12 protein-coding genes are annotated in these 13131 nt (G+C 69.9%); 3 read left to right on the top strand and 9 right to left on the bottom strand.

Going from position 1 to position 13131, the window contains the following annotated elements:
- Window positions 1–496: 496 nt before the first annotated feature.
- Window positions 497–2875: an endopeptidase La gene (lon, locus tag VG296_RS24985; RefSeq protein WP_325569725.1), complete on the top strand. Its 2379-nt coding sequence runs from the start codon at window positions 497–499 to the stop codon at window positions 2873–2875.
- Window positions 2876–2921: 46 nt separating this feature from the next.
- On the opposite strand, the gene VG296_RS24990 is transcribed toward lon, so the two are convergent.
- The 8 genes from VG296_RS24990 to VG296_RS25025 all read right to left on the bottom strand — a co-directional run bounded on the left by VG296_RS24990 (window position 2922) and on the right by VG296_RS25025 (window position 10681).
- Window positions 2922–3137, bottom strand: a complete 216-nt coding sequence (locus VG296_RS24990; protein WP_325569727.1) for a DUF6191 domain-containing protein — start codon at window positions 3135–3137, stop codon at window positions 2922–2924.
- A 93-nt stretch (window positions 3138–3230) separates the two neighbouring features.
- Complete coding sequence (locus VG296_RS24995; RefSeq protein WP_325569729.1) at window positions 3231–4217, bottom strand: phospholipase D-like domain-containing protein; 987 nt, start codon at window positions 4215–4217, stop codon at window positions 3231–3233.
- Between the two features lie 131 nt (window positions 4218–4348).
- Entirely contained in the window at window positions 4349–5344 is a 996-nt protein-coding gene (locus VG296_RS25000; protein WP_325569731.1) for a phospholipase D-like domain-containing protein, read from the bottom strand.
- Between the two features lie 332 nt (window positions 5345–5676).
- On the bottom strand, window positions 5677–6171 hold the full coding sequence (locus VG296_RS25005) for an ATP-binding protein (RefSeq protein ID WP_325569733.1): 495 nt from the start codon (window positions 6169–6171) through the stop codon (window positions 5677–5679).
- Between the two features lie 502 nt (window positions 6172–6673).
- A complete protein-coding gene (locus tag VG296_RS25010; protein ID WP_325569735.1) occupies window positions 6674–8515 on the bottom strand; it encodes an LCP family protein in 1842 nt (613 codons plus the stop codon).
- Between the two features lie 95 nt (window positions 8516–8610).
- A complete protein-coding gene (gene modB, locus VG296_RS25015) occupies window positions 8611–9438 on the bottom strand; it encodes a molybdate ABC transporter permease subunit (RefSeq protein ID WP_325569737.1) in 828 nt (275 codons plus the stop codon).
- Window positions 9435–10265: a molybdate ABC transporter substrate-binding protein gene (modA, locus tag VG296_RS25020; RefSeq protein WP_325569739.1), complete on the bottom strand. Its 831-nt coding sequence runs from the start codon at window positions 10263–10265 to the stop codon at window positions 9435–9437. Before modA ends, modB begins: the two co-directional genes overlap by 4 nt.
- Window positions 10265–10681 (bottom strand): helix-turn-helix transcriptional regulator, encoded by a 417-nt coding sequence (locus VG296_RS25025; protein WP_325569741.1) that lies wholly within the window; start codon window positions 10679–10681, stop codon window positions 10265–10267. The genes modA and VG296_RS25025 overlap by 1 nt, the downstream gene beginning before the upstream one ends.
- 161 nt (window positions 10682–10842) lie before the next feature.
- On the opposite strand from VG296_RS25025, the gene VG296_RS25030 reads away from it, so the two are divergent.
- A complete protein-coding gene (locus VG296_RS25030) occupies window positions 10843–12000 on the top strand; it encodes a DUF5925 domain-containing protein (RefSeq protein ID WP_325569747.1) in 1158 nt (385 codons plus the stop codon).
- A 25-nt stretch (window positions 12001–12025) separates the two neighbouring features.
- Here the strand turns inward: VG296_RS25030 and VG296_RS25035 are convergent, their stop codons facing one another.
- A complete protein-coding gene (locus tag VG296_RS25035; protein ID WP_325569743.1) occupies window positions 12026–12544 on the bottom strand; it encodes a hypothetical protein in 519 nt (172 codons plus the stop codon).
- Window positions 12545–12624: 80 nt separating this feature from the next.
- Between VG296_RS25035 and VG296_RS25040 the strand changes: the two genes are divergently transcribed.
- The coding region (locus VG296_RS25040) for a recombinase family protein (RefSeq protein WP_325569745.1) at window positions 12625–13131 on the top strand (507 nt) is incomplete at its 3' end.

Genomic DNA, 13131 nt, shown 5'->3' on the forward strand with positions numbered 1-13131 from the left:
CTCGCCTGGGCGGCGCGCACCGAAACGAATACCTCGCTCCCGCAGGCCACCGCCGCTGGTCGGGCGATACCCGGACGGTGCTCGATCTCGACGCGACGAGCGGGGCTCGAACCCGCTCTGACCGGCATCGACCTGACCTGCTGGATGCGGCTGCTGCTGCTCGAGGGTGAACTCGCGCTCGACGAACCGAAGAAGCAGCGCGCGCAACACTTCACGTAGCATTCAGCCTGGAGATCCGCCCTTCCGCAGGCCGCCGACGTGCGCCTCGCGAAGACCAAGCCGGGCGGCGCTTGATCATCACAGTCGCGAAGCGGCGATTTTGCCTTCGGCGAGCCGCACCCACCCCCCGCAACAGCCATCGCCGCACGTCATGGGCCGATCGCTCACAGCGAACACGGTTGGGGAACACCCCGTCAGGCCGTCAAGTTGAGCACAGCAGACTCAACTTAATCGTCGGGCGTAAGCCAGTCCGGCGGACGACCAGAGGGAGCCGTTCATGGCGATCACGTCCACCACCAAGGCCCTGCCTGTGCTGCCGCTTGATGATGAAGTGGTGCTGCCGGGCATGGTCGTGCCGCTGGACATCAACGACAACGACGTGCGCGCGGCGATCGACGCGGCGCGGCTGGATCCTGACGCGGGGGAACATCCCGAGCTACTGCTGGTTCCACGGCCCGACGGAAAGTATGCGGCGTACGGCACGCTGGCGGTGATCGAGCAGGTCGGGCGGCTGCGCGGCGGACAGCCGGTGGCCGTGGTGCGCGGCACGCGGCGGGCGAAGATCGGGCGCGGGACGACCGGGCCCGGGGCCGCGCTGTGGGTCGAGGCGGAGATCCGGCCCGAGGCGACGCCGGGGCCGCGCGCCGGCGAGCTGGCCGAGAGCTACCGCGAGAGCGCGATCAAGATCCTGCAGCACCGCGGGGCCTTCCAGGTCGTCGACGTGGTCAAGCAGATCCAGGACCCGTCGGCGCTGGCCGACTCCGCCGGCTACGCGCAGTACCTGACCATGGCGCAGAAGCTGCAGCTGCTCGAGACGATCGACGTCGAGGCGCGGCTCGAGCTGCTCGCCGAGTGGACCCGCACGTACCTGGCCGAGCTCGAGGTCAACGAGTCCATCAGCAAGGACGTGAACGAGGGCCTGGAGAAGCAGCAGCGGCAGTTCCTGCTCCGCAAGCAGCAGGAGGCCATCCGCAAGGAGCTGGCCGAGCTGGAGGGCCGCCCGGCCGACGAGAGCGACGACTACCGCGCCCGCGTCGAGGGGGCCGAGCTGCCGGAGAAGGTGCGCGAGGCGGCGCTCAAGGAGGTCGAGAAGCTGGAGCGCAGCGGCGACCAGAACCCCGAGTCGAGCTGGATCCGCAGCTGGCTGGACACCGTGCTGGAAATGCCCTGGAGCAAGCGCTCCGAGGACGCGTACGACCTGCCGGGCGCCCGCGCCGTGCTGGACGCGGACCACGCGGGTCTGGACGACGTGAAGCAGCGCATCGTCGAGTACCTGGCCGTGCGCAAGCGGCGCGAGGAGCGCGGACTGGCCGCGGTCGGCGGACGGCGCTCCGGCGCGGTGCTCGCGCTCGTCGGCCCGCCCGGCGTCGGCAAGACCTCGCTCGGCGAGTCGGTGGCGCGCGCGATGGGACGGAGCTTCGTCCGCGTGGCGCTGGGCGGCGTGCGGGACGAGGCGGAGATCCGCGGACACCGGCGCACCTACGTCGGGGCGCTGCCCGGCCGGATCGTGCGCGCGATCAAGGAGGCCGGGACGATGAACCCGGTCGTGCTGCTCGACGAGATCGACAAGGTCGGCGCGGACTACCGGGGCGACCCGTCCGCGGCGCTGCTCGAGGTGCTCGACCCGGCGCAGAACCACACGTTCCGGGACCACTACCTCGAGGTTGACCTCGACCTGAGCGACGTCGTCTTCCTGGCGACCGCCAACGTGCTCGAGGCGATCCCCGGGCCGCTGCTTGACCGGATGGAACTGGTCCGTCTCGACGGCTACACGGAGCAGGAGAAGGTCACGATCGCTCGCGACCACCTGCTGCCCCACCAGCTGGAGCGGGCCGGGCTCACCTCGGACGAGGCGTCGGTCGAGGACGACGCGCTGCGGCGGATCGCGGCCGAGTACACCCGCGAGGCGGGCGTGCGCGACCTCGAGCGCTCGCTGGCGCGGGTCCTGCGCAAGGCGGCGGCGAAGACCGCGGTCGGCGAACTGGAGCTGCCGGTGCGGGTCACGGAGGAGAACCTGCCGGAGTTCCTGGGCCACCCGCGGCACACCCAGGAGAGCGCGGAGCGCACCGCGGTGCCCGGCGTGGCCACCGGACTCGCGGTGACCGGCGCGGGCGGCGAGGTGCTGTTCGTGGAGGCCTCACTGGCCGACCCGGAGACGGGCTCGACCGGCGTGACGCTGACCGGGCAGCTGGGCGACGTGATGAAGGAGTCGGCGCAGATCGCGCTGTCCTACCTTCGCTCGCACGGCGCCGAGCTGGAACTGCCGGTTGGCGACCTGAAGGACCGCGGCGTCCACGTGCACGTGCCCGCCGGCGCGGTGCCGAAGGACGGCCCGAGCGCGGGCGTCACGATGGTGACCGCTCTCGGTTCGCTGCTCTCCGGCCGTCCGGTGCGCTCCGAGGTGGCGATGACCGGCGAGGTCTCGCTGACCGGACGGGTGCTGCCGATCGGCGGGGTCAAGCAGAAGCTGCTGGCCGCGCAGCGCGCCGGGGCGACCGTCGTGCTGCTGCCGAAGCGCAACGAGCCGGACCTCGACGAGGTGCCGGAGGAGGTGCGTGCGGCGCTGGAGATCCACCTGGTCTCGGACGTGCGCGACGTGCTGAACCTGGCACTGGCCCCGGCCACCGCGGTGGCGCCGGAGCGGATCCCCGCCTGACGCCCTGAGCCGAGCCCGGCGCGCGACTCGCCTCCGCGCCGGGCTCCTACGACTCGGCGGCCTCGTCCTCGACCGCCGACCCTCCGGCCTCCACCTCATCGGTGGAGGCCGGAGGCTTGATCCGGACGACTCCGGACCCGAGGTCGATCGGTCCGCGGCCGGGCTCCGAGGGCGCCTCTGCCTCGCGCGTGTGCTCGAGGCGCTCCTGCTCGTCAACACGGTGCCGCTGGCCCGGGCTGAACAGCTCGAAGAAGATAGTCACGTTTCCAAGCTACCCTGCCGCGCCCGCGGTTCCTACCGATCCGCTGTCACGAACGCGGCGAGGGCAGCCGCCATCCTCTCGGTGTCGACGCGGTTACCGGGCGGTGCCGCCGGCGAAGTCCGAGCCGAACTGGTTCTCGACCACCGTCTCGGCCGCGGTGTCGTTGAGGATGATGCCCAGCTCGCGGTTGTCGTCCAGCGAGTTGGCGGTCCAGTTCATCGAACCGACCTCGACCGCGGCGTCGGACAGGCCGTAGTCGGCCACGATCGCCTTGGCGTGGATGTACAGGCCAGTACTGCTCGAGTAGCCGACGACCTGGCCGCCGACCGCCGTGATCTTGGAGATCTCGGAGGAGTAGGAGGACGGGTCCTCGACCACGACGCGCACCGCGACGCCCGCCTCGGCCTTGGCCACGACCGCGTTGATCAGCGCGGAGTCGCTGAACTCCTCCTCCTCGATGTCCAGGGTCTTGGTGGCGCCGTTGACGATCGACAGCAGCCGGCTCTGCGCGTCGGTGGGCGACCAGAGCAGGTCGTCGCCGTCGCCCGGGGTGATCGCGGTGCCGGCGTAGTCGGCGTTGAACACGGCCTCGATCGCGGACACGTCGGCGGAGTCGGTGTCGAAGACCCCGTAGTCGCGGCCGGTCGTGTAGTAGTTCGAGGTCAGGTTGCCGGAGAGGATCAGCGACTCGGTGCCGTTGACGGTGATCGTCTTCTGGTGGGTGTAGTTGAAGGAGCTGGAGGACCAGACCACGCCGACGCCCCCGCCGGTCAGCGTGTCGTAGGCGGACTGGTTCTTCGACTGCTCCTTCGAGTCCAGGATGACGCGGACCGTCACTCCGCTGCTCTCAAGGTTGATCAGGTCGTTCTCCACCGTGGTGTCGGTGAGCTCGTACATGGTCATGTCGAGGCTGGAGGTCGCGGAGTCGATGAAGTCGTAGATCGTGGGTTCGGTGGCCGAGCTCGTGTTGAACACGAAGGCGGTGTACGCGTCCGCGGCATGCGCCGGGTAGGCGACGAGCGCGGAGGCGGCGGCGATGCCGGTGACGACGGCGGCCTTGCGGAACGCACGGGCGTTCATGGGTATTACTCCTTGAGCGGTTGTGCCGTGCCTGTGGGTAGTAGGCGCGGATCACCGGCCCCCGCTCGCCCAGGGAGCGGAGGCCGGAGTCTTGATCAGGACGCTGTGACGCGGATGACGCGGCTGCCGGCCTACTGGGCCGTGCCGCCGGCGTAGTCCGAGTTGAACTGGGTCTCGACGACCTTCTCCACGCCGGTGTCGTTGAGGATGATGCCGAGCTCGCGGTTGCTGTCGAGCGAGTTCGACGTCCAGTTCATCGAGCCGAGCTCGACGGTCGCGTCCGACAGGCCGTAGTCGGCGACGACGGCTTTGGCGTGGATGTAGTAACCGGTGCTGCTCGAGTAGCCGACCACGGTGCCGCCCGCGGCCTTGACCTCGGAGACCTCGGACGAGTACGAGGACGGGTCCTCGACCACGACGCGCACCTGCACGCCGGCCTTGGCGCGGGCCACCACGGCGCTGACGAGGGAAGAGCTGCTGAACTCCTCCTCCTCGACGTCCAACGTCTTGGTGGCGCCGTTGATGACCGACAGCAGGCGACTGGTGGCGGTGTTGGGCGACCAGAGCAGGTCGTCGCCGTCGCCCGGGGTGATCGCGGTGTTGGCGTAGTCGGCGTTGAACACCTTCTCGATCGCGGCCACGTCGGTCGCGTCGGTGTCGATGACGCCGTAGTCGCAACTGGTCGTGTAGTACTTCGAGGTCAGGTTGCCGGTCAGGATCATCGACTGGTCGCCGTCGATCGTGATCGTCTTCTGGTGGGTGTAGGTGAAGCGCGAGGTGTTGGACTCGACCACACCGACGCCGGCCGCCTTGAGCTTCGAGATCGCGGACGAGTTGTACGAGGCGTGCTGGCCGTCGAGGACGACGCGGACGGTGACGCCGGCCTTCTCCCGGGCGACCAGGTCGTTCACGGCGGTGGTGTCGACGAGCTCGTACATGGTCATGTCGAGGGTCGTGGTCGCCGAGTTGATGAAGTCGTAGATCGTCGGCTCGGAGACCGAGCTCGTGTTGAACACGAAACCGGTGTACGTGCCGGTCGCGGCGTGCGCCGGGTAGCCGGCGAGAGCGGTGGCGGCGAGGCCGCCGGCGAGAGCGAGAGCAGTCTTGCGGAACGCACCTATGCGCATGGATAAGACTCCTTCAGCGGTTTTGCCGTGCCCGTGGGTAGCAGGCGCGGATGCCGTGTTCGGGGGCGACTCTTAGCGCATCACGCCCCCATCACTCAGCACACTGAATCCGCGTGGAGTAGGCATGTCGACTACGTAACGATTCCGTGAATCAGGTTCCGTAGTATTGACCCCTGCGGTACGCTATAAAGTTGGACCCATACCTGAATGCGTTTGTTCAGCGGGGAAATTCCGGCATGGCATGACAAAACGACCGCATCAGGGTACGAAAAAGGGCCGAAGGGCGCGGGTGCGCGGCGGAATACTCGGGGGGCGCGCTCGCGGGGCGAAGGTCAGGATCCGGCGGCGCCGCGCAGCGGCCAGGAACGGCGGACCCGGCGCTCCCAGGCGCGGCGGGCGCGGCTGGCGGCGCTCGGCTCCGCGCAGGGCTCGACGCCGTTGGAGGTGAAGGTGGCGGTGACGACCGTCCCGGCCCGGTAGCGCGGCGCGCGCACGATCAGCGAATCGGCCAGTTCCCGGGCGATGAACAGCCCGCGGCCGCCCTCGGCGTCCAGGTCGGCTTCGACCTCCGCGCGCTCCGGCACACCGAGTCCGCGCCACTTCCCGGCGTCCTTGACGGTGCACTCCACGGCCGTGCCCGCCGGGGTGGGCTTGCGCCGCAGCACCAGCTGGACCGGGCCGCTGCCGTGCCGCAACGCGTTGCCCGCCAGCTCGCTGATGACCAGTGCGGCGTCCCCCGCGCGCTCGGACAGGCCCCAGCGCTCCAGCGCGCCGGCCGTAAGCCGCCGGGCCTCCGCGAGCGCGGCGGGCGCGGTCAGCTCCGTCACGACGAGACCCAACACCACTTGGGGACTGATCGAGCGTACGGAACGCACGCCCATGGCCGAGACCAAGACTCGGCGCGCTATGCGGCTTGACTGACGCGCCACGGTTGTTCCACTCCAGCGGGCTCGAAACGGTTCAGTTCTGGGCCGTACCAATCCGGAACGCCACCGCGCGCGTTCACCGCCAACCCTTACGCCGCACTCGTCTAAGGGTGGGTCGGCCTTCCGCGAAAAAGGCGATCCACGCACCCGCCGCCTCGGGCACTCTCCGCGTCCACACCCTCACTCGCAGCTTCCTTAAGTGCAGGTCACCGTGGGTGCTGGGGTAAATCGCGAACGTGGTACGGACCAGAGAGTATCGGGCCGAGCGCCCCTCCGATAGCCCCGCGCTGTCACAAAATGGGCGCGGAGTTTCGTCTCCGGAGCACAGTGCGACACGAGGGCGCAATTGCATACGTCCGTTTCAAGCGTCCGCGCCGGTCGGAGGCAGGATGTCAACCTCAGGTCACTGTGATGCACTCGACGTGCCGGAACCTGTCTCATACTGCGGGTTGGCGGTGACACACGCGGCGCTGTTCGCACCATTCTCCTCGTAAGAGTCGCTGGGTACCGAGATCGCGGCGCTCGCGGAGTAGCTGCTGCCCGCCGTCGAGTACGTCGCCCCGGTCGTCCAGTCGGTGCCGATGGTCAGCACGAGCGTGGTTCCGGTGCCGGTCTCCTTGAGCGCCGAGGACGGCAGGTGCAGGTCGGTCGCCAGCTCGTTCGCCGCGGCGACCTCCTTGGCCGAGTAGACCAGCGTCGTCGAGGCCTGCGTCGCCGTGGCGTCGCTGCCGGAGCTGTAGACGAAGCCGTCCTGGAAGACCTGCTGCACGACCGTCTGGTGGCGGTTGGTGGTGCCGGACGCGTTGACGACGTTCACGTGCATCGGGTGGGCCCGCGCGGCGGCCTCCTCGGAGGCGTTCGGCGACGAGGACTTCGAGGCGGACGCCGAGGCCGTGGCACTGGCGCCGGCCGACCCGCTCGCCGAAGCCGACGCCGTGGCCGAGGCACTCTCCGACGCGGAGGCGGACGCGGAAGACGAGGAGCTCGAGCCGCCGGACGTCGTGAACGACTTGTCCTGCTGGATGGCCTGGAAGACCCCCTGCGCGTCGGAGGAGGCCTCGACGCGGTCCTGGTAGCTCGGGTCGCCGGTGTCGGTGTCCTGCTGCCACGGCATCGTCAGGAAGGTGGTGCGGTCGGCGTCCACCTCGCCGAAGTCGTTGGCCAGGCTGAGCAGGGCCGTCGCGCTGTCGAGGCCGTTGTCGACGGTCGTGTACCGGGTGACGGTCTCGGCGATCGACTGCAGCTCACCGAGGTTCGTGAGCGTCGCACTGGCCTTGACCTTGCGCAGCAGCGAGGACAGGAAGATGTGCGACGCCTGCTCGCGGCCGAGGTCGGAGCCGTCGTAGAAGGCGTCCCGGGTCCGTAGGAACTGCAGCGCCTGCTTGCCCTCGACGTTGGTCGTCCCGCCGCTGATCGTCAGGCCGGAGTTCGGGTCGTGCACGGAGGCCGAGACGCAGACCGGGACGCCGCCGAGCTCGCTGGACAGGTCCACCACGCCGGAGAAGTCGAACATCATGTAGTGGTCGATGGTGATCCCGGTGAGCTTGACGTCGGTGGCCACCTGGCAGGACGCGCCGTACTGCAGCGCGCTGTTGACCATGCCGCGGCCGCCGCCTGCGCAGTCGGGCAGGTCGGTCTCGGTGTCCCGGGGTATGGACAGCACGGTGGCGTTGCTGCGGTCGGCGGACAGGTGCACGATCATCTCGCTGTCCGCGTTGGCGCCGGTGCCGCAGTCCCCGCCGAGGCTGCAGTCCGCGCCCGTGGACCGGGTGTCCGAGCCGATCAACAGGATGTTGATCGGCGAGCGGCCGTAGGCGTCGACCGACTCGGCGGGCTCGGTGAACCCGGCCGGGAGCAGCGCGGTGTGCTTGAGGTTCTTCGTCAGGTGCTGGATGTCCCAGGCGGCGAGGCCGAAGACGGTGGCGGCGCCGACGGCCGTGGTCGCGGTGATCGCCAGCAGCGCGATCTTGAACCGGCGACGGCGCTTGGACCGGCGGGCGCGCTGCAGCGAGCGCAGGCTCTCGGGCTCCGGCTCGACTGGCTCGGCGGGCTCGACGGACTCGGGGTCAGACTCGGACGCGGCAGGATCCGAATCGGCAGGATCGGACTCGGAGTCCGGCTCCGGCTCGGCGGGCTCGGCGTCCGGTTCCGGCCCGGCTTCCGCTGAGGGCCCGTCCGCTTCGAGCTCCGGAACCGGAACCGGTTCCGCCTCGTCAGCACCCTCATTGACTATGTGGTCCGCCATCGCCTCTTCACCCACGTCCATTGGTTCAGCCGCAGGTAGTGACGTCCGACCGAGACAGGTGGTTGCGAATTCGAGTTAAGAAGACCCTTAACACGTTAAACGCGGGTGAAAAGCCTGTCACGCAGCACGGCGAGCAGGGTGACGGAGACGGCGAGCAGCACCAGACTGAGCACGATGGCGGACTGCGGGTCGGTCTGGAACGCGAGGTACACCGCCAGCGGCATGGTCTGCGTCGTGCCCGGGAAGTCGCCGGCGAAGGTGATGGTGGCGCCGAACTCGCCGAGCGCCCTGGCCCAGGAGAGTACGGCGCCGGCGGCGATGGCCGGAAGCAGGTCGGGCAGCGTGATCCAGCGGAAGATCTGCCAGCGGTCGGCGCCGCTGGTGGCCGCGGCCTCCTCGATGGCCGGGTCGAGCGCGTGCAGCGCGCCCTCGACCGTGATCACCAGGAAGGGCAGCGCGACGAAGGACTCGGCCACGATCACGCCGGTGGTGGTGAACGGCAGCGTGACGCCGAACCAGCGGTCCAGGTAGATGCCGAGGATGCCGTTGCGGCCGAGGACGAGCAGCAGCGCCATGCCGCCGACCACCGGGGGCAGCACCAGCGGCACGGTGACCAGGGCGCGGGCCACGCCGCGCCCCGGCATGTCGGTGCGCGCCAGCAGCCAGGCCAGCGGCACCCCGAGCACGAGGCTCACCCCGGTGGCCGCGGTCGCGCACTCCAGTGAGAGCCGCAGCGCCGTCCATGTGTCGGTGCCGGCGAGCTCCCCGGACAGGCTCCGCCAGGGCGTGCGCACCAGCAGGCCGATGACCGGCAGCGTCAGGAAGGCGAGGCCGAGCAGCGAGGGTGCCAGCAGGGCGATCGGGGCGCGGCCCTGCTTGAGCCGGCGCCCCGACCGCCTCACTCCGCCGCGCTGATCCGTCACGGAGCCTGGAATCCGGCCTTGAGCAGGACCTGCTCGCTGGAGGAGGAGAGGATGAACGAGACGAAGGCCTGCGCCACCGCCGTGTTCGTCGCTCCCTTGAGCACGTCGATCGGGTACGAGTTGACCGCGTCCGAGGCGGTGGAGAAGACCACGCCGTCCACCTTGCCGTCCGCGCCGAGGATGTCGCTGTGGTAGACCAGCGCCGCGTCCACCTCGCCGAGTTCGACCTTCGTCAGGGCGCTGGTGACCTCGGTCTCGTAGGTGACCGGGGTCAGCGAGACCTCGGCCGCGGCCAGCGCCTTGACGGCCGCGGAGCCGCAGGGCACGGTCTTGGCGCAGAGCGCGACCTTGAGCCCGGGCTTGGTCAGGTCGGACAGGGTCTTGATGTTCTTCGGGTTGCCCGGGGAGACCGCGATCTCCAGGGTGTTCTTCACGAAGACGGTCGGGGTGCCGGTGGTGTCCCCGGCCTGCTGGACGGTCTGCATGGTGCTCTGGTTGGCCGAGGCGAACACGTCGGCCGGGGCGCCCTGGGTGATCTGCGCGGCGAGGGTGTCGCTGCCGCCGAAGGAGAACTTCACCGCGGTGCCCGGATGTTCCTTCTCGAAGGCGCCCGCGAGGCTGGTGAAGGTCTTCTGCAGCGAGGCCGCGGCGAACACGGTGATGCTACCGGACAGCGCCTGACTGCTGCCGGAGGCTGAACTCGAGGCCGCGGTGCCGCCCGAGGAGGACGAGGAGCAGCCGGCCAGCGCGCCGCCGGCGAGCGCCATCACGGCCACCGCCGCGATCGGGCGGGCCGGGCGGAGCGGGCGGGGGGTGAGGGCAGACATCAGGGTTCGATCCGTTCCACGAGGACGTTGGTGGACTTGACGACGGCGACCGAGAGCACGCCGGGCTCGAGACCCAGCTCGTCCGCCGCCTCCCGGCTCATCAGCGAGACGATCTTGTGCGGCCCGGACTGGATCTCGACCTGGGCCATCACCCCGTCCCGCACGACCCGGGTGACGATCCCGCGCATCCGATTGCGGGCCGAGGAGACGGCGCCGTAGCGCTCGCGCATCTCGGTGTCCGCGAAGGTCGCCGCGAAGGCGGCCAGGTCGGGGCCCGCGATGGTGCGGTGTCCGCCGCTCTCCCCTCCTCGATCGGCGGGCAGGCGGCCCGCGTCGATCCAGCGCCGGACGGTGTCCGGGCTGACTCCGAGCAACTCGGCGGCCTCGCCGATCCGGAAAGCTCGTGTTTGCGTCACAGTCACCCAGACTAGTGCCGCAGTTGCAAGTCATCTCGACGATAATCCACGCAATTGCTGGCCGTTACTCATTCGATACCGGTCCGTATGCGCACCGTATGACGTGGGACCAAACCAGTGGACGGGCGGGCCGCGGCCGAGGATCATGGCCGCTCGTGACCATGACCGAGAACGGGACCGCGGCCACCCGCGACCTGCTGCGCGAAATCGCCGAGGGGAAGTCCTTCCTCGGCGAGTCCGCGCTGCCCGGCGGGCGCGGGTCGTGGTTCGACTGGGGCTCGGTGGACGACGATGTCGACGTCGTCACGATCTGCCAGTTCCTGTTCCTCGCCGCGTTCGCGGAGGGCCGCGAGCCGCACGCCCACGTGGTCAAGGTCGCGGCGTTCAAGCCGGGTCCGTGGCGGCTGCCGGAGGGCGCGAAGCTGCTGCGCGAGGCCAGGACCGGCCAGCGCGTGCTGTACGCGGCGGGCGAGGGCTGGAGCATGTTCGTGCACCGCTACTACCCCGGCCACGGCGAGGTGACGGTGACCGCGCGGGACCAGCGGACCGCGCTCAGGATCGGCCAGCAGGCCGCGCGGCTGGTGCGGCGCAAGGTCAAGGAGCGCGACGACCGGGTCAGCCTCGGCTTCTGGCACGCCACGGCGAACGGCGCGGTCAACCAGGAGCGGGCGATCGAGGCCCAGGACTGGACGGAGCTGCGGCGCAACTACTCGGCGCCGGTGGCCGGCCAGTTCGAGCGGCTGATGGAGCTCAAGCCCGCGGACGTGAGCGGCAAGCTGATCCTGCTGCACGGACCGCCAGGCACCGGCAAGACGACGGCGCTGCGCGCGCTCGGCCGGGCGTGGCGCTCGTGGTGCCGCACGGACTGCGTGCTCGACCCGGAGCGGCTGCTGAGCGAGCCCGGCTACCTGCTCGAGGTCGTGATGGGCGAGGGGCAGCAGGACCGGCGCTGGCGGCTGCTCATCCTCGAGGACTGCGACGAGCTGATCCGCGGCGAGGCCAAGCAAACCGCGGGCCAGGCGCTGTCCCGGCTGCTGAACCTGACGGACGGCCTGCTCGGCCAGGGCCAGAACATCCTGGTGGCGATCACCACCAACGAGCCGCTCGGCCGGCTGCACCCGGCCGTCGTCCGCCCGGGCCGCTGCCTCGCGCAGATCGAGGTGGGCCCGCTGAGCGCGGGCGAGGCCGCCGAGTGGCTGGGCGTCGGCGAGACCGTACCCGTGCGCGGCCTGACCCTGGCGGAGCTCTACGCGCTCAAGGCCGGGCGCGAGGGGCTCGGCACGATCACCGCCGAGCCCTCGACCGGGCAGTACCTCTGACGCGCCGTCAGGCGGCTCAGACGGGTCAGGCGGGCATGTAGAGCGTCGTGCCGCAGTCCTTGGCGACGACCGCCGCGGCCCCCTTGACCGTGGCCAGGTACTGCCTCGGCGACATGGTCTGGCCGGGATCGTTGTTCACGTCGCCGGCGGACCCCGCGAGGACGTCCACGTCGCGGGCCAGCTGCAACTCCCGGTTGCCGGTGAGCGAGCCGTACAGCCCGGTGCTCACCCGGACGTACGCGGGGTTGTCGAACCGGTAGATCTGGATCTCGCGTCCGCTGGTGAGCCGCTTGGTGATCACGCTGTAGCCGGCGTTCGGGACGAACTTGGCCCACGCGGACTCGACCTTCGCGCAGATCGCGCCGTGCACGGCGGCGCTGTTCACCGCGGACCCGGTCGCCGTGGCGATCGCTGGTGCCGCGGCGTTCGTCGTATCGCCGCATCCGGCCAGCGCGAGTACGGCCGGCAGCGTCAACGCCGCCAGCACCACCCGCGCGGGGCGGCGGAGCGGACGTGCTGATGCGAGTGCAGTGCCCTGAGACACGGTAGTCCCTTCTACTTCCCCTGCAGGAGCCGTCTCTAAATACATGGCAGCGAGACGGAGACCGGGGAATGATAGATCGCGTGCTGGTCACAGACTACGACGGATGCGGCAAGTGCTTGGTTGGCGTCCGCCGACTGTCCCGAACGACTGACAAGACTAGCCCCCCGGAAAAGCAACAAGACCAGGTGATCAGTGCCGTCGAGGCCGTAGGCGGTCACATCATCGCATGGGCCGACGACTGGGAAGTCTCGGGCGCCATGAACCCGCTCGACCGGCCGAAGCTCGGCCCGTGGCTGCGCGGCGAGATGGGTCCGTACGACGGCATCGCGGGCGCGGCAGTCGACCGGATCGGACGCAACCAGCTCGACGTCTTGGCCACCGGCCAGATGATGAAGGTGTCGGGCCGCTTGCTCGTGACCTACGGGCACGATGGCCCGTGGGACCTCAGCGACGACTCTGACGAACTGCGGTTCTCGATGGAGTCCCTGGGAGCACAGATGGAGCTGAGGGCGATCCAGCGGCGAAACAGGCAGACGGCCCACCAGATGCGCGACGCCGGACGCCCACGGGGCAAGGCGGCATACGGC

It is taken from the genome of Actinospica sp., assembly GCF_035552695.1.
GTDB lineage: Bacteria > Actinomycetota > Actinomycetes > Streptomycetales > Catenulisporaceae > Actinospica.